The sequence below is a fragment of the Phytohabitans maris genome (genome assembly GCF_031085175.1).
Classification (GTDB): domain Bacteria; phylum Actinomycetota; class Actinomycetes; order Mycobacteriales; family Micromonosporaceae; genus Phytohabitans; species Phytohabitans maris.
In genome coordinates this window covers 14,208-29,857 of the sequence record NZ_JAVHUY010000077.1, presented here as the reverse complement: position 1 = coordinate 29,857, position 15,650 = coordinate 14,208, and the positions used below count along the sequence as shown (strand labels likewise).

At 68.3% G+C, this 15,650-nt stretch carries 15 protein-coding genes, 1 tRNA gene and 1 pseudogene; 7 read left to right on the top strand and 10 right to left on the bottom strand.

Annotated elements, in window-relative coordinates; genetic code table 11:
• Positions 1-125 precede the first annotated feature (125 nt).
• Positions 126-1,790, top strand: coding sequence for a helix-turn-helix domain-containing protein (locus RB614_RS43175; RefSeq protein WP_308717819.1), 1,665 nt, complete (start codon positions 126-128; stop codon positions 1,788-1,790).
• Positions 1,791-2,068: 278 nt separating this feature from the next.
• Here the strand turns inward: RB614_RS43175 and RB614_RS43170 are convergent, their stop codons facing one another.
• The 3 genes from RB614_RS43170 to RB614_RS43160 form a co-directional block, all read right to left on the bottom strand.
• Entirely contained in the window at positions 2,069-2,407 is a 339-nt protein-coding gene (locus RB614_RS43170; RefSeq protein WP_308718529.1) for a hypothetical protein, read from the bottom strand.
• A 45-nt stretch (positions 2,408-2,452) separates the two neighbouring features.
• A complete protein-coding gene (locus RB614_RS43165; RefSeq protein ID WP_308718528.1) occupies positions 2,453-2,881 on the bottom strand; it encodes a hypothetical protein in 429 nt (142 codons plus the stop codon).
• Between the two features lie 202 nt (positions 2,882-3,083).
• On the bottom strand, positions 3,084-3,767 hold the full coding sequence (locus RB614_RS43160) for a hypothetical protein (protein ID WP_308718527.1): 684 nt from the start codon (positions 3,765-3,767) through the stop codon (positions 3,084-3,086).
• Between the two features lie 1,123 nt (positions 3,768-4,890).
• Here RB614_RS43160 and RB614_RS43155 point away from each other — a divergent pair.
• A complete protein-coding gene (locus RB614_RS43155; protein ID WP_308718526.1) occupies positions 4,891-5,124 on the top strand; it encodes a hypothetical protein in 234 nt (77 codons plus the stop codon).
• A gap of 69 nt (positions 5,125-5,193) precedes the next feature.
• The gene (locus RB614_RS43150) at positions 5,194-6,054 is read left to right on the top strand and encodes a hypothetical protein (protein ID WP_308718525.1); all 861 of its coding nucleotides are present in this window, start codon (positions 5,194-5,196) and stop codon (positions 6,052-6,054) included.
• Positions 6,055-6,063: 9 nt separating this feature from the next.
• On the opposite strand, the gene RB614_RS43145 is transcribed toward RB614_RS43150, so the two are convergent.
• Positions 6,064-6,954: an IS1096 element passenger TnpR family protein gene (locus RB614_RS43145; protein ID WP_308718524.1), complete on the bottom strand. Its 891-nt coding sequence runs from the start codon at positions 6,952-6,954 to the stop codon at positions 6,064-6,066.
• A 14-nt stretch (positions 6,955-6,968) separates the two neighbouring features.
• Entirely contained in the window at positions 6,969-8,303 is a 1,335-nt protein-coding gene (locus RB614_RS43140; RefSeq protein ID WP_308718523.1) for a helicase-associated domain-containing protein, read from the bottom strand.
• A gap of 559 nt (positions 8,304-8,862) precedes the next feature.
• Between RB614_RS43140 and RB614_RS43135 the strand changes: the two are divergent.
• A pseudogene (locus tag RB614_RS43135) lies at positions 8,863-9,303 on the top strand (hypothetical protein); the annotation flags it as partial.
• A 55-nt stretch (positions 9,304-9,358) separates the two neighbouring features.
• The gene (locus tag RB614_RS43130; RefSeq protein WP_308718522.1) at positions 9,359-10,402 is read left to right on the top strand and encodes a tyrosine-type recombinase/integrase; all 1,044 of its coding nucleotides are present in this window, start codon (positions 9,359-9,361) and stop codon (positions 10,400-10,402) included.
• Positions 10,403-10,429: 27 nt separating this feature from the next.
• Here RB614_RS43130 and RB614_RS43125 read toward each other — a convergent pair.
• The 5 genes from RB614_RS43125 to RB614_RS43105 form a co-directional block, all read right to left on the bottom strand.
• Positions 10,430-10,516: transfer RNA gene (locus RB614_RS43125), tRNA-Lys, on the bottom strand.
• 170 nt (positions 10,517-10,686) lie between these two features.
• A complete protein-coding gene (locus tag RB614_RS43120; RefSeq protein ID WP_308718521.1) occupies positions 10,687-11,319 on the bottom strand; it encodes a hypothetical protein in 633 nt (210 codons plus the stop codon).
• A 49-nt stretch (positions 11,320-11,368) separates the two neighbouring features.
• The gene (locus tag RB614_RS43115; RefSeq protein ID WP_308718520.1) at positions 11,369-11,686 is read right to left on the bottom strand and encodes a DapH/DapD/GlmU-related protein; all 318 of its coding nucleotides are present in this window, start codon (positions 11,684-11,686) and stop codon (positions 11,369-11,371) included.
• A 16-nt stretch (positions 11,687-11,702) separates the two neighbouring features.
• Positions 11,703-12,437: a hypothetical protein gene (locus RB614_RS43110; protein ID WP_308718519.1), complete on the bottom strand. Its 735-nt coding sequence runs from the start codon at positions 12,435-12,437 to the stop codon at positions 11,703-11,705.
• A gap of 14 nt (positions 12,438-12,451) precedes the next feature.
• The gene (locus tag RB614_RS43105) at positions 12,452-12,799 is read right to left on the bottom strand and encodes a hypothetical protein (RefSeq protein ID WP_308718518.1); all 348 of its coding nucleotides are present in this window, start codon (positions 12,797-12,799) and stop codon (positions 12,452-12,454) included.
• Between the two features lie 254 nt (positions 12,800-13,053).
• On the opposite strand from RB614_RS43105, the gene RB614_RS43100 reads away from it, so the two are divergent.
• Complete coding sequence (locus RB614_RS43100) at positions 13,054-15,012, top strand: sensor histidine kinase (RefSeq protein ID WP_308718517.1); 1,959 nt, start codon at positions 13,054-13,056, stop codon at positions 15,010-15,012.
• On the top strand, positions 15,009-15,650 hold the full coding sequence (locus RB614_RS43095; RefSeq protein ID WP_308718516.1) for a response regulator transcription factor: 642 nt from the start codon (positions 15,009-15,011) through the stop codon (positions 15,648-15,650). Before RB614_RS43100 ends, RB614_RS43095 begins: the two co-directional genes overlap by 4 nt.

Genomic DNA, 15,650 nt, shown 5'->3' with positions numbered 1-15,650 from the left:
GTTGGTGGCCACCGCACGAGGGAGGCTTCGCCTCGGACCGCCCAGACGGGTGATTGGCCTGGTGGGGCCGCTCGCGGTGGTCGCATCCTCGCATCCACGGATGTGGTTGCGGGAGGTGCACGGTCATGGCAGCGCGTGTGTCCAGAACGAACGCGGTGACGGTCAACGACGTACTCGACGGGCGCAAGCTGCTGGAGATCGACTGCCTGGACCGGGTCTATCTCACCTTGTCCGTGCCGAACCTGATGGTGGGCGGCCAGGTGGTCAGCTTCCTGACCCAGCATGAGGGCAAGCCGGTGCCATCACCGGCGTTGCTGGAACGCCGGGGACAGACGTTCCGCCGGGCCGTGATGTCGTTCGCGCGGGCCAACGACATCCCGGTCATCAGCTTTGCTGGGAAGAAGGACAACAGCAGACCGGGTGTGCTGGCCGACAGCCCGTGGCCGGAACGCAAGATCGATCAGATGATGCCGCTGATCCGCAAGGCCGCCGCCACCGGCCGGTCTCAGGTCGCCGCGATCGGCGTCGCGCAGGAATACCAACGAGTCTTCACCGGCACCAAGTCCGAAACCGGGACCGGCGCGGTGTGGTTCTCCTACCAACGGGTCGAACGCCGGGTCACCTGCTACTACTTCTACCTATGGGACGAGCAGGTCGGCCCGGCGTTCATCAAGATCTGCGCCTACTTTCCCTACCCGGGCAAGATTTGGATCAACGGGCACGAGTGGGCCAAACGCCAAGCCACCGCAGCGGGTGTCGGCTTCACCGAACTGTCCAACGGGTTCGCCTCCTGTGACGAGCCCGCCGCGCTGCAGGACATCTGTGACCGGCTCGGCCCCGGCACCATTACGGTGTTCGCCGAACGCTGGTGGGCCCGGCTGCCGTTGCCGTTCACCGGCACCGACCGGCAGGCCGGCTACTGGTGGGACATCTCCATGCGCCAGGTCGAGGTCGCCAAGACCATCGTGTTCAGCGCACCCCACCACGCTCGGGCCTTCTTCGAAGCCCTCGCCGCGGACAACCTGGACATCGGCCGCCCCGACAACATGGAGATCATCTTCAACCGGCAGGTCCGCTCCACCACCCACGGCGTGTTCCGCACCGCGATCGACCGGGACAACGACGGCGTCGTCGTCAATGCCTTCTACCGCCACTCGCGGATCAAGTACTACCTCAAAGACCGCCGCGCGCTGCGTATCGAAACCGTCATCAACGACACCTACGACCTGCGCGTGCTGCGCCGCCTGGAACACCTCGACGAACTCGTCGTCAAGGCCCGTGACGTCAACCGCCGACTGTTGGACACTATCCGGGTCGGTCAGGGCTGTGTCCTGGCGAGCCCAGCCATCGAGCGGGTCGCCCAGCCCACCCTCACCGAGGACGGCAGGAGGGCCCCAGCGCTTCGCTTCGGCGACCCTCGGGTCATGGCCCTGACCGGCGCCCTATGCCTGAACCTGTTCGCCGTCACCGGCATCACCAACAACAGCCTTCGCGCCTTGACCGCCCGGCTGCTCGGCACCAGCTACAGCACCAGCCAGATGACCTACGACCTGCGCCGGCTACGCGCCAACGGCCTAATCCACCGGATCGAACACACCCACACCTACACCCTGACCCCCGACGGGCAACGCCTAGCGATCTTCTACACCAAACTCCACAACCGACTCCTACGACCACTCACCGCCGCCGACCAGCCTCAAGCCCCACCCACCCTCCGCCACGCCCTAGCCACCATCGACCAGCACGTCGAGGACTACATCACCCGCGCACGACTAAAAACCGCGGCCTGAAAACCTGACTCCCGTGTTCAGATTCCCAAACCCAAGGATCTAGGCGTGCCCTGGCCGGGATACGCGCTTGGCCGCGAGGCCGTCCCATCGGTCGGTCGTGGTCATGCCGACCATGCGCCAGGCACCGCTGGTTCGCCTGATCCAGCTCGCGGGGTCCTGCAGCACGGTGGGCACCTCGTCGCTGGGAACCTTGACGCTGTCCGGGGAAGGCAAGCCCGACCACAAGTCAATCCAACCGCGCGAGACCATATCGGTCAGAACAGCCGCGAATCGCGGGATCATCGCACGTTTCGCGTCGTGTCGAGGTCTGACGGCGTCAACGTGCTGCCGGTTTCAGCCCACCGTTGCCGGGCGCGGTACTCGTCCATGACGTCGGCGACCGTCGCCTCCTCCACGGCAACGATGATCACTGCCAGCTGCTCCTCGCAGAGCAAATCCTCGGTGGCCATGCCATCCATGTGAGCGCGCGCCATCGTGGCATCGCGCGACGGCGGCCAGACATGAGCAGGCAGCGCCAGCACACGTACCGACGCGTACTCGTAGCTCTGTCGCCAGGCGTTCTCCCCATTTCGGCGGTCCGGGCGCCGGGCAGGAACGTCGACGACCGATCGCGGCATGTCCGGATGCCGGCGACTGCGGGTAAGGCGCCGTTGTCGTTGACGTTAGATCCTTCTCCGGGGCCGGATCGCTGTCCATAGACGCCCGCGCCAACGCGCACGCCAGGGATGGAGAAAGACTTCGATATCCTCCAACGCGTTGAGTGCGGTACCACTGATGTGTGGGGCGCAGCGAGCTCGGTGCAACGCGGCAACCACCCGGTCCTCGTCCAACTGGCCATAGACTCTCGCGAGATGCCCTAGACACGTCGCGGCCAGCGCGCTGACCTGGCGATCCTCGTGCTCAAGCAGCTGAAGAAACAGCTCCTGCGGCTCTTTCCAGTCCACGCCGTTGTAGAGCGCCGAGCCGACCATGGCCTCCAAAGCGCCCGTAACATCGCCGCGATCGAGGGCCGCGCGTACGTCAGCCGCCGTCGCCGGCGGCGGGTTACGGAAGACATGATACTTGTGACGCACACACACATCTTGCTGCATGAGCCGATCAGCGCGCTCGTCCAACCAGCCCGCGGCCCTGCTGCCCGGACAAGCGGCCTTGAACGCGAAACCAGGGGCCCCCAATCGACTACCGCGGCTGGCATCGAAGGTAACGAGGATGGCCACAGACGCACGCGCCTGGCGGGAGATCCGGACACAATCGGTCCATCCTGTACGGCAGCAGTCGTTCGATTCCGTCAGGTCACGCCCAGTCGAGCAGCACTGGTTCACCGACCGACGTGCGTCTGCTTACTTCGCGGTGATCAAGGTCGAACCAGCCTTTGGCCCGCTCCTCGTCGGTAAGCTCGGCCGGATCGGGAGAAAACACTTCAGACACGAGCACATCCGGGTACCTGGCGGCGGGCAACTCCCGCAGCCGCGTCGTCTTGGGCCAGGAACCCCGCGGCGACCCCAGCACATACTCGACCTGCACCGCTGCGCCGAAATCAAACCAGTGGTATTCGGTGTGCAGATAGCGCGCCGTCGTCTGCCCACCAACGGTCGCGCTGTAGTCGTTGTAGTCACCCACAATGCCACCAGCGACCGTCAGCGAACCGGCCACACTCAGCGAACCGGCGGTAACGACATTAGCTGCCCGCATGTCGCCAAGCACGAACACACCCGACCACGGATCATCGCCGTCACCATAGGCACCTTGCACCTCAAGATTTCCGGTGACAACCAACGCGGCAAGCCCCTGCGCGAACAGGTCCAACCCACCAGGGACGCTCAGATCCCCTTCGACCAGCCGAACATCGTAGTGCCAGCCGTCCATGTCGGGCGCGAAGAAACCACGGCCAACCTTGAACTGGCTGGTCACCTTCAACAGCTCGGCGCGCGTGACCTCGCCTTGCCGGAACGAGCGCCCAGCGGTAACCGTCGACACGACGCAGGAGCGTACCCGAATGGACCACCCCGTTCCACCGCAACGTTGCGGCATGCGGCAACAGCTTCCTGCGGACGCACTGACATCGGCAGATGAATGAGTCGATCAGGGGCTCCTGCCGGCCGGAGCGTCAAAGGCCGCAATCGGTCCGTGTTGACAGATCCGCCACGCACCGGACAGGGATCACGTTGATCCAGATCTACAGAGGGTGATGCATGCGGCGGTTGCTCGGTGTCCACGCCGAACAATGGCCGACAGCGGCGTCGGCACTCGCGGCTGACGATTGCGTGTTGGGCAAGGCGGTGCCGGTCCGGTTCGGCCGGGTGTTCTTCGACGATGTGGGCCCACCGTGGCCCAAGCACCCGTGCACCGACAACGGCGCGACGCCGACGGTGACGACAAATTCTTACCGGGCACCAAGCCGACTCGACTTCAGTTCCGCGCGGACGCCCAGCCGCCTGCACGACCGCCGGTGGAGGTCGTTCGCAGCCAAGGGAATCACGTTTGAGGGCGGCTACTCTCGGATCACCCTGCGACCGCTGACGGGCTCGGGTTTCGGGCCGGCCCGTACCATCCTGGGGCAGCTGCCGCTGAGAGCTGACGACCTGGTTTTCGTGTACGGCCGGCAAATGTCCTACTTCGATGCTGCCTCGGGTGAGCCCGTGGTGGTCGGGGACGCCGGGCGCGCCGCCAGGATCGCCCAAAAGTTGATCAGCGAGCGGGACAGGCAGCGTGTCCTGGCGGAGCTAGGTGAGCGAGCCGCCGCCAACGAGATGACGCCTGACGAGGTGGCGGCGGTGACGGAGGCCGTGAGAGCGGCCCGAACGCGCGGCGAACTGGCTGGCGTACTCAAGATCGACGTGACCGACCTGAAGGTCGCGCCGCCGCGTCCTGGCGATCTGTTACTGCTCGCAATCGGGTTTGCCCTCATGGTCGTGGCGACCAGCAGCGGCAATGGCGCGCCTTCCCTCCTCAGTATGATCCCCGGACTGCTGCTCGCGGCATCGGCGGTCTACCGGCTCAACCCGGGCATGGAGCGGGAGCCGAGGATCATGCTCGCCGTGATGACAGCACTGGTCATGATCTGCACCGCTGGGGTGCCGCCAACGCTCATGGCCGTCAGATGCACGAGGCGGTGGAGTTGCTGCGCGATGCCGCCGAGTCGACCGCTCCCACCGGATTGCTGGCGGTGGTGGAGAAGGCAGTCGCGTCCGCTGTCCGGGTGGTCCTGCGCGCCGACGACTCCAGCGGGATCATCGGCGACGCGATCCGCGAACTGCTCAAACTCCACACCCAGGTCGTGTCGAAGGCTCGCCCGTCAGCGTCGAAGCTGGTTGCCTGGATGATCAAGTTTTAGTTCGACGGTACCCAGGACTTCTTCTCCATCGATGTCGCCGACTACGCCCCGGTGCTCGGACCGGACGGGTTGGCGCTCTACCGGTCTGAACTGGCCGAAATCGCCGCCGGGCTCGGACCGGAGCCGGCCGAGATTCTGTCGCTGACCGATCCGGAGGTATGGCGGGAGGCGGCGCAGGACAGACATACCCGGTTCCTGCTGGAGTACAACGCCCGCCGGCTCGCGGTGGTGGACTTGGACGTCGAGGCGATCATCGCCACCCACGCCCGGGACCGAAAGGTGGCCGCCTGGCTACACCAGACCGCGCAGGCACTGGCCGAGATCGGCGAGGTCGGCCTGGCCATCGACTGGGCGCGGCAGGGCGCCGACTTCGACCAGGGTCATCAGTCGTTGGATGCCGCCGGCTACTGGTGTGAGTTGCTCGGCCAGCAACAGCCGGACGCTGAGCTCGCAGCGCGGTTGGAGGTATTCCGCCGCTGGCCGTCCGCCTCGACCGCCGAGCGGTTGCGCCAGGCGGCTGGTCAAGCGTGGCCGGCGCACCGCGACGAAGTCATCGACCCCCTCGGACGGTCACCGCGCGATGCGGTGGTCTTCGCGCTGCACCACCTCGGCGACGCGGAACTGGCCTGGACGCTGGCGCACAACCTCAAGCTGACCGACACGGGCACCTGGAGCGAATTGGTCGGCGCGTACGAGCGGGTCGATCCGCTCGGCGTGCTTCCGGTGCTACGGGACCTCGTCCTGGCCGACCTGCGCGACGCCAACGCCCGCGGCTACCAGCAGGCGGCCCGCCGCCTGCGCCGGATGCGGATGCTGGCCGCCGGCACAGACCGGACACGCGAGGTTGACGAGCTGATCGGCGCGCTGCGGGAGGATCACCGCCGCCGGCCCCGACTTCAGCGCGAGTTCGATAAGGCCGGCCTACTCTGACCGACCCGGCTACCGCGCTTTGGCCGGTTGGAAGTCGGCGCCGAGCTGGTCGACCGCCTCGTCGTGGTCCGGGCTGGACGGGTCGGCCAACGCGTCGAGCAGGTACTGGTGCCGGGCCGCGCCGCCGGTGTCTTCGGGCGGGCAGGCACCTTCGCCGTCGAGGATGGTGAACGTGTTGTCGGCGCCGCCGGGGCGGATCTCCTCGACGGTGACGGTGTGCGTCCAATGGTCGCCGAAGTCGTACACGTAGGTGAACGTGGCGCCTGGCTGGGTGGCGATGGAGACCAGGCGTTCACCGTCGGCGGTGGCCTCGCCCGAGTCGGAGCGCGGGTCGATAATGGTGTGCGTGTGGGTCTCGAACGCGTACATGTGCTGGTCGTGCCAGCCCATCGCCTCCTGGAACATCAGGTGGACCTGGTCCAGGGGCGTGTTCGACGGGATCGCCACTCGCCGCCACACGCGGGGTGTGATGCCGTCGAGTTCGATCCGAAGCACGAGCGAGGCCGGGTCGGCAGGTTCGACAGCGAGGAAACCGGCGTTGCCACAGCATTTCTTGTACTTGCCGCCCGAGCCGCACCAGCACGCCGCGTTGCGTTCCGGCGGCCACAGCTCGCCGGTGTGGCCGGCCTTGTGCAACCAGCCGGCGAAGTCCAACCGGGTCTGCCGGCCCGCCGGGTCCTTGCCTTCCCGCTGTGCGTAGGCGAGCAGGTCGGTCACGTTCAAGCGCATGACCCGGATCGCGGTCGTGGACCGTGCGGCCAGAGCTCGCATGGTCTGCTCGTTTTCGCGGCGGTAGTCGCCGTGGTCGCGGTAGCTGGTGGCGTTCAACAGACCCCGCTCCCACGCCGCCTCGTACTGATCCCGCAGGAAGTACGCCATCTGGTACACCGTCGCGGACATGAGCTGATCCCTTCTCAGTCCGAGGTTTCGGCCGGCAGGATGTGACCCAACGTCCGCAGCCTCTTACGGAACTCCGGCTCCCGATTAACGGCCACCGCCAGATGCCGATCGCCAACGAGCTGGCACAGCCCACGCAACCGCCGATCACCAGCGATCAGCGCGGCCAACGCCGGGTCGGCACACTCCACAAGGCGGACGACACCGACGTTGCGTAGCCGACCGGTCCGGCCGTCGATGTCGGCCAGCAAGGTGGTCACCGCGTTCGGCAATTCGTGATCGGCTCGGGAGGAAAGAAACTCGCGCAGCTGATCCAGGCTGCGGCCAGCGTCCACCGCAGCCAGCAGCGTCGCTTCCCGCAACGCCCAGACCCGGTCCGCAGAGCGGTATGCATACGCGTCGAGCATCAGCCGGTCGGCCGCCGACAGTTCGCCGGTGACCACGACGTCCAGGTTGGGCAGCACCTTCAGCACGCCGGCCGTGGCCGCATCCGTCGACGGCGCCCGGTAGTCGCCGGTCAGCCCGAACACATAGGCGCCCAGAGCGTTGAGCCGCACCGCACGCAGCCCGTCATAGCGGCTGAGGTAGTCCAGGTCGTCGGCACCCCAGTTGTTGTGGTAGTCCGTCCGGGCACCGGCCGGGTCGGTGTAGTCCAGGTCGAACAGACCCAACGTGCCGGCGTACTCGAACAGCACCGCCAGGGTGTAGCGCCCCTCCAGGATCGGCCAGTCGGCGAACCCGGCGTAGCCGAGACTGCCGTACTCCGGATCGACCAGATACAGCCGCCACAACCCCCGGTCGCTACGCGCCACCGTCGGCGCCAGGTTGCCACGCCGCATCCGGTCGAACAGGTCATCGACGGCCAGCCATTCGCCGACCGGGCAGCGGGCCAGCGCCGTCGCGACCGTCTGCCGGCGGGTTCTCGCCGAGGTGAGCGTGTTGGCGGTGCGCTGCCCCTTGATGTGCTCGACCCGGCTCAACTCGTCGATCGGCGCCTTACCCACCCAGGACCGCCACAGCGTTCGGATCGTCTCGGCTGGCGGCCGACCCAACGCGGCATGACCCTTCGCCGTCAACCGCAACCGGCCACCAGCCAACTCGGCCAGCCCACCAGCCTGGACCAGCAACGGCCACGCGAACGCCGCGATCGGCTCCACCGGATAGAAATCACCGCCGACCAACACCTTGGCCACCGCCGCGACAGTCCCTGCGGCCGGCCGCTGGGTCTTCTCGCTGACCCGCAGCTTCCCCGCACCAACAAGCTGCAAAACGGCCAGCACGTTGGTCAACGCCTCGACCTCGGTCGAGCGGACCGTCGCCTCATCGGCGTCCGAACTGAGTGCACCGCCCACAGCCGAACACCATAGGGCAACAGTCACCCACGCCCGCACACCGACCGGTAGGCGTACGCCTACATGGACCACTCGCCGCCCACGTCGACCAGCGGCACCAGACGCAGCACATCCCGTCATTCAGTCAGCAATGCAGGTAGTCACGATCCGTAGCGCCCGGATCGCGGCAGATCCGGACGCCAAGATCACTCACTTGGTGTCCTCGACACCCGCCGAACACCGCGCGGCTGACGACAGAAGGCGAGGCCCAAGGAGAACTGACGCTGGATGACCCCCACGAAGCACGAGCCAACTTAGCAGCGATTGTCGACGACGCGTGGAAACTGGATCTGGTGTGGCGCTTTCTATTGATCAACTTGAACAATCTCGATGAAATCGACAGCGACATCAGCAGATCGCACGTGCCGTCCAGGACATTGCACCAATCTCACCGAACCAGTCAAGGACCTTCTAACCCTGTGGACAAATCGGGACCGCGGCACAAGCAGCCTCGCCTATTTGATGGACCTGCCTAAAGAAGCGGGTTCAAGGATCTAATCTCAACCTTCTCTTGGCGGGCATGAGAGCTGGTTCGTCTGCCCGAGGTGTCACTCAGCCGAGTGTCCTCATCCATCTCCTTGCCGGCTCATCCTCAGAGGATCGGTCGAGGAGGGACGTAGCGATGGCTGGCAGCGGTGTGATCCTCAAGCGGTGCGGGTGCCGTGCCCCGCAGACGAACAGGCGGTTGGAGCAGGTATGCCCACGCCTACGTGAGCGAGGACATGGCACCTGGTCGTTCCACTGCTCGGTGACGACGATGTTCGGCGGGCGGGAGCGGGTCCGCCGAGGCGGCTACGCCACCCGCCGCGACGCCGAGACCGCCCGGGACGAGCTGCTGGAGCAGTCCCGTGCCGAGCGCACCGCCGCGACCTGGACTACCGGGCGTTGGCTGCGGCACTGGCTGACCACGCGGACAAGTATCCGGCCCAGCACGCTGCGGTCGTACACCGAACACGTCGAACGCCACCTCATCCCGCACCTGGGCAACATCCGGCTCGGCGAGCTGACCGGCCGCCATGTCGCCGCGATGTTCACCGCGCTGGCGTCCACCGACACCCGGTACGGTCACCCACCCACCCCGGCGACGCTGCACCGCATCCGCGCCACCCCTCCGCTCGGCACTCAACGCCGCGATCCGCGACGGGCTGCTGCGCGACAACCCGGCCCGGTTCGTCGAGCTGCCCACCCCGCGCCGCCCGCAGCCGCAGGTGTGGACCAGCCACCGGGTCGACGCCTGGCAGCGCGACGGGCAACGCCCATCGGTCGCGGTCTGGACCGCCGACCAAGTCGCCACCTTTCTCGACACCGTCCGCGAAGACCGGCTGTTCGCGATGTGGTGGCTGATCGCCCTACGCGGCCTACGCCGCGGCGAGGCGGCCGGGCTGCGCTGGTGCGACGTCGACCTGCAGCAGCGGGTCATGGTGATCGAACAACAGCGCATCGCGTTCGGGCGCATCGTGACCGTTGGACCGCCCAAGACTAGGGCGAGCCGCCGCACCATCGCCCTGGACCGCACCACCGTCGCTCACCTGCGCGTCCATCTGCGTCGCCAACGCGCCGAGCGGGATGCCGCTGGCCAGGCGTGGCACGAGTCCGGCTACGTGTTCACCACCGATGACGGCACACCGCTGCACCCGGACTGGATCACCCGCCGTTTTCGCCGCCTGGTCGACGTGTCCGGCCTGCCACCGGTGCGGCTGCACGATCTACGCCACGGTGCGGCGACCCTGACCCACGCGGCCGGTGCGGATCCGAAGACCGTGCAGGAGCAGCTCGGGCACACCAGCATCGTGCTCACCGCCGACACCTACACCAGCGTCCTGCTCGAACTGCACCTCAAGGTCGCCGAAGCCACCGCCCGGCTCGTCCTCAAAGCCGCCGCCCGCAACCCCGGACGACGACGACACAGATCCAAGATCGGCCCGCCGAAATCCGCAGCACCGGACCAACCGACGCGACCGCAACCGGTACGCCCCAAGCGATCCCGTAAGAGCAAGCGCGCCAAGAAGGGTCGCGCACCCGCGACACCCACCCGACACCCAAAGATCAAAGCCGCATAGCTCAACGGCTATACGGCCTGCTCACGATGGTGCGCCGCCAGGGACTCGAACCCCGAACCCGCGGATTAAGAGTCCGATGTGGAGGGTGCCGACCTGTCCACATCGGAGCGGCGCATCCGTCAGGCGCAGTTTAATGCTATCCCGTCCAACTCGGTGGCACAACGTCGTGCCGTTCGGTCCGTGCGGTGCTGACGCTTACGCGGCGTCCGAGCACACGACGAGCACACATACCTGGCCACCGAATGGCCCGCATCGCGGGTTCGACCGGTCTTGTTGGCGCTGGCTTATGCGCCGACGACGAGCGGGCGTCTGGCTGCGATGTCGATCTGCGGGTCGCGCAGGCTGAGCGCACCGTCGAATGGGTGTTGCAGGTTGCTGATGAGCCGGGCGACGGTGTTGCCGCAGGAGCCGGCGCTGAGGTAGATACGCATCCAGCGGCGGGTGATGTCCATCTGGAGTGTTTGGCCGACGTGCAGGTCGACGGCCTCAACCTCGGCGACGTCGCGCTTGACAGTCGTCAGTCCCCACAGTCTGAACGGCTCCCGGCTGGAAGTCAGTTCGTCGGCGAACGCACCGACGTCCTCGATCTCCCGGCTGAACATCACGACGATGGGCGCCCCATTGACGATGCCACCCCCGTCTTCGGAGGCACGTTGCCAGGTGATGGCCTGGACCTCGACCAACTCAACCAGCTGCTTGTACCGGTCCACGACGGTGTTCACGAACTGCAGGTGCAGCTCAAGCGAACTGCTCGATGTCGTCCAGTGTTGGCGTTCAACGGCGACTGGTTGCCGTGTTGCCGCCTTCCGGATGGCCCGGTCGAGCGAGCCCGCGTCCGACCCGGGTCGCACGAAGCACGACAGCATGCCGAGGCAGGCGGGGCAGACGGCGAACGGCGGCCCGGTCCGCTGGATCACCGTCAGCGGGAGCCGCCTCGACCCGGCGAGGCGTGGATAGCCGATTCCCCTATCCGATGGCCACGGTTCGGGTGGTCAGGTCGTGATCGGTGATCGGGCGCAGCGCACGGCAGGGGTCGCCGTCGGCGACCCCTGCCGGTGGGACGTCGCGGCTGACCGCGCTCCCGGCGCCGATCACCGAGCCGTACCCGATTCGGACGCCGGGCAGGACGACGGCGTTGCCGCCGATCCAGACCTTGTCCTCGATCATGATCGGCTCGGAGAACCGCGCGAAGTCCACCCGGCGCGCCGGGTGCACCGGGTGCCCGCTGGTAGTGAGCGTGACGCTGATCAGGCGGCGTGGCCACCAGCTGGGGCTGGTGGCCACGGGTCCGTCAAGTCCGTCATGCGGCGGGTACCGCTCGGTGCGGCGGGAGGTCGAAGTCGTCGTCGCGCATGCGCAGCAGGGCCACGGTCGCGCCGGCATATCCGGCGGCGGTGACGAGCAGGCCGATGCCGGAGGCTACGTGGCCGGGCATGAACGGATGGGTGAACCCGCCTACCGCGAGGGCGATGCCCATCCATGCCGGGGCCGCCTTGCTGCGCCACAGGGCGAGGCCTAGCAGCAGTGAGCCGAAGACGATGCCCACGATGAACAGCAGACCGCCGAGGGCCGCCGCCGGCTGCGCCTCGAGCGCGTCCTGCAGCTTGGCCGTGGCGGCCACGTCGAGGCCGTTCTTCACCGCGGTGTACGCCAGCAGGTCGCCGCCTTGGTTGAGCGGGAAGCCGGCCAACTGACCGGTCAGCGCGAGCAGCGCGCCGGCGGTGGTGAGCCGGGGAGCGCCGCGCCGCGACACCCAGACGACCGCGAAGGTGGCGGGGATCAGCAGGACGAGGAACGGTATGCCGAGGTACTGGGTGACCTCGACCCGGTCGAGGTGGTCGGCGTACGCCTCGGCGGTCCGTGCAAATGACGTTCCGCCGTCGACCGGGCTGAGGATGTAGTTGAGTCCCATGCCGATCATCGGCAGCGGTGCGATGACGGCCAGCAGGACTCGCCAGAAGGCTCGTACGTCGTGCGGGTGCTCACGCGGCGGCGCGTTGGCACCGGAGGGTTCGACTGTCGCTTCGTTCCGCATTGTTGTCTCCGTCCTCAGCTCGCCCGCGGCACCCGGGCCGGCCGCCCCTTGGCGTACACCAGGGCCAGACCAAGGCCGGCGGCGCTGAGCACGAGGCCGATGACCGCGCCGTCCCATGCCTTGGCCAGGCCGACGACCGCGCCGGCCAGGTTGACCGCGCCGACGGCGATGACCGCGGGCATTGCCCAGCCCGCCGACCGGAGCAGGCCGACCGCGGCGACGATGCCGGCGACGCCGAGCAGGCTGAACAGCCAGGCGACCGGAGCGGGCAGGCCGATGCCGCCGTCGTCGAGCGCGAAGGGCAGGTTGAGTAGCGACATGACGATGGTCGCGATCGCGGCGCAGTAACGGATGGTCCGCATGACGGTCTCCCTTGTCGTTGGTCGTTGCGGGCCAGACCAGGTTGCGGGTCGCCTCGATCACCCGGCCAGGGCTCGGATTCCCGGTTCGCGCCGGTCGCCGCCCTGCCGCTGGTGCAGCGTGCCCGGGTACCCGGGAAGAGCTTCCCGCCGGGTCGGGAACGCGGTCGTTGATCGGATCGCGGTCGGATCGCGATACTCTGCGTATCGACACCGCGCCTGAACCCCTGAGCCGTGACGGCAGCCGATGGGCCGCCGTGACGCTGGCGGCGGTCCTCGTGGGCGTCACGTTCCTGGTGTTCTGGGCGAGCACCGGCCGGCCGCTGCCCAACCCGGACGGCTCATCGGCCGTCTGGCTGGAGCCGCTGGTCACGATGATCGCCTACGGGGTGGCCGGCGCCCTGCTCATCGACCGCCGTCCGGATCTGCCGTTCGGTTGGCTGTTGGCCGGGGCCGCGGTCCTCACCGTCGTCCACGTGCTGGTCGTGCCGGTGGCGTACGCCGCCGCCCTGGACGGCGACCGCGGCCCGCTGGTGCGGTGGGCGCTGACCGCGGGAGCCTTCGGGTTCGCCCCGATCGCCGCGCAGGGGCTGGTCAACATCCGGTTTCCCACCGGCCGGCCAGCCACCCTGTGGGGTGCGGTCGGCGAGAAGATCCTCATCATCTCCACCGCGCTGGTCATACTCGGGGGGATCCTCGGCAGCTCCACCCTGCGGGACACGTCCACCGGCGTGGCCGCGCTGTCCCACCCGCTCACCGCCGGCACCGCGGTCGGTCGCGCCGCTGACGCCGCGATCGTGTTCGCGCCGGTCGTCGTCCTGCTCGGCCTGATGGCGGGTATCGGCGTGGTCGTCCGGTTCTTCCGGGCCGAGGGCATCGCCCGGCAGCAGCTGAAGTGGCGCGCCGTCGGCGTGTTTGTCGCGCTGTGCCTGTTTCCGCTGGCGGTGACTGAGCGGACGCCGTTCTTCGACACGAGCCTCGACGCCGTGGTGTTCGTTCTGACCCTGGTCGTGCCCGTGCTGCGCTACCGGTTGTGGTCCATCGACACGATGCTGCGCCGCTCGCTGCTGTACGGCATGATCACCGCCGCGCTCGTCGTCGCGTTCGCCGCGCTGGCGGCCCTCGGCGCACTGGTGGTGTCCAGACAGGTCGCGACACCGGCCGCCGCCGCGGCAGTGGCGCTCTGCTTCGTGCCGTTACGCGCCCGCACCCAGCGCCTGGTCGACCACCTCTTCTACGGCGGCCGCCAGGACCCCTACCGGACCCTGCGCGACCTCAGCCGGCGGCTCAACGCCGTCCCCGGCGGCGACGCGCTCGGCTCGTTCGCACACGCCGCCGCGACCGCGCTGCGGCTGCCATACGTGGCCATCCAACGCGCCGACGGCACCCCGGTCGCGTCGTACGGCACGCCGGTCGAGCCGCTGGGCCGCTGGCCGCTGGCGTACGACGGGCAGATCGAGGGTTTCCTCGTGGTGTCGGCCCGCCGTGGCGAGGACGGCTTCGACGACCGCGACAGCGCTCTGCTGTCCGACATCGCCGGGCAGATCGGGATCGCCCTGCACACTCGCACCCTCACCGCGGAGCTGCTGCTGTCCCGCCAGCGCCTCGTCACCGCGCGCGAGGAGGAACGGCGCCGGCTGCGCCGCGAGCTGCACGACGGCCTCGGGCCCGTACTGACCGCGATCGGCCTCACCCTCGACGCCGCCCGGGCCCGCCTGGACACCGATCCGGCCGCCGCCGGACACCACATCGGCGACGCCCGCCGAGCCGCCGCGCAGGCCCTCGCGGACCTGCGCAAGGTGGTACACGGGCTGCGCCCGCCCACCCTCGACGAACTCGGCCTCGCCGGGGCCCTACGCTCGCAGGCCGAGCAGCTCACCGCCGGCGCACCGCTGCGCGTCACCATCGACGCGGATGGCCTGCCGGACCTGCCCGCCGCGGTCGAGGTCGCCGCCTACCGTACCGCGGTGGAGGCGGTCACGAACGCGGTACGCCACAGCGACGGCAAGCACTGCCACGTACGCCTGACCGCCACGCCCGGAACGCTCACGCTCCAGGTCACCGACGACGGCGGCTCGGCCGGGCCATGGCTGCCCGGGGTCGGCGTGACCGCGATGCGGGAACGGGCCGCCGAACTCGGCGGCAGCTGCCACGCCGCACCCGGCCCCGACGGCGGTACCGTCATCGCCCACTTCCCGCTCCCGGAGACGCCATGATCCACGTCCTGCTCGCCGACGACCACCCCCTCGTACGCCAAGGCCTACGGGCGGTCTTCGACACCGTCGCCGACATCGACGTGGTCGGCGAGGCGGGCGACGGCCACCAAGCCCTCCGCCAAGCCGTCGAACTACAACCCGACGTCGTCGTGATGGACCTACAACTGCCCGGCCTGCACGGCATCGACGCCACCAGCCAGATCCAGACCCAGGCACCGAACGCCGCTGTCCTCGTCCTCACCATGTTCGAAGACGACGCCACGGTCTTCGCCGCCATCCAGTCCGGCGCCCTCGGTTACCTCGTCAAGGGCGCCGACGGCGCGGACATCATCGCCGCCGTCCGATCCGCCGCAGCCGGCCAACCAGTCTTCGGCGCCGCCCTCGCCAGCCGCCTACGTACCTGGTTCGCGTCACCGCCCTCGCACGACGTCCCGTTTCCCGAGCTGACCCCACGCGAACGCCAGATCCTCGACCATCTCGCGGCCGGCCTGACCAACGCCGAGATCGGCCAACGCCTGCACCTGTCCAGCAAGACCGTCGCCAACAACATCTCCACGATCCTCGCCAAACTCCACCTGACACAACGCAGCCAAGCCATCATCCACGCCCGCGACGCCGGCCTCGGCCGCCCCCGATGA

Coding starts and splice junctions, on each gene's coding strand:
- RB614_RS43170 (WP_308718529.1), bottom strand. CDS start 2,407: ATGCCGCGATCGGTCGTCGACGTTCCTGCCCGGCGCCCGGACCGCCGA.
- RB614_RS43145 (WP_308718524.1), bottom strand. CDS start 6,954: ATGTCCGCGACGGTGTACCAGATGGCGTACTTCCTGCGGGATCAGTAC.
- RB614_RS43095 (WP_308718516.1), top strand. CDS start 15,009: ATGATCCACGTCCTGCTCGCCGACGACCACCCCCTCGTACGCCAAGGC.
- RB614_RS43110 (WP_308718519.1), bottom strand. CDS start 12,437: ATGCGGAACGAAGCGACAGTCGAACCCTCCGGTGCCAACGCGCCGCCG.
- RB614_RS43175 (WP_308717819.1), top strand. CDS start 126: ATGGCAGCGCGTGTGTCCAGAACGAACGCGGTGACGGTCAACGACGTA.
- RB614_RS43105 (WP_308718518.1), bottom strand. CDS start 12,799: ATGCGGACCATCCGTTACTGCGCCGCGATCGCGACCATCGTCATGTCG.
- RB614_RS43155 (WP_308718526.1), top strand. CDS start 4,891: ATGCACGAGGCGGTGGAGTTGCTGCGCGATGCCGCCGAGTCGACCGCT.
- RB614_RS43165 (WP_308718528.1), bottom strand. CDS start 2,881: ATGCAGCAAGATGTGTGTGTGCGTCACAAGTATCATGTCTTCCGTAAC.
- RB614_RS43130 (WP_308718522.1), top strand. CDS start 9,359: ATGTCGCCGCGATGTTCACCGCGCTGGCGTCCACCGACACCCGGTACG.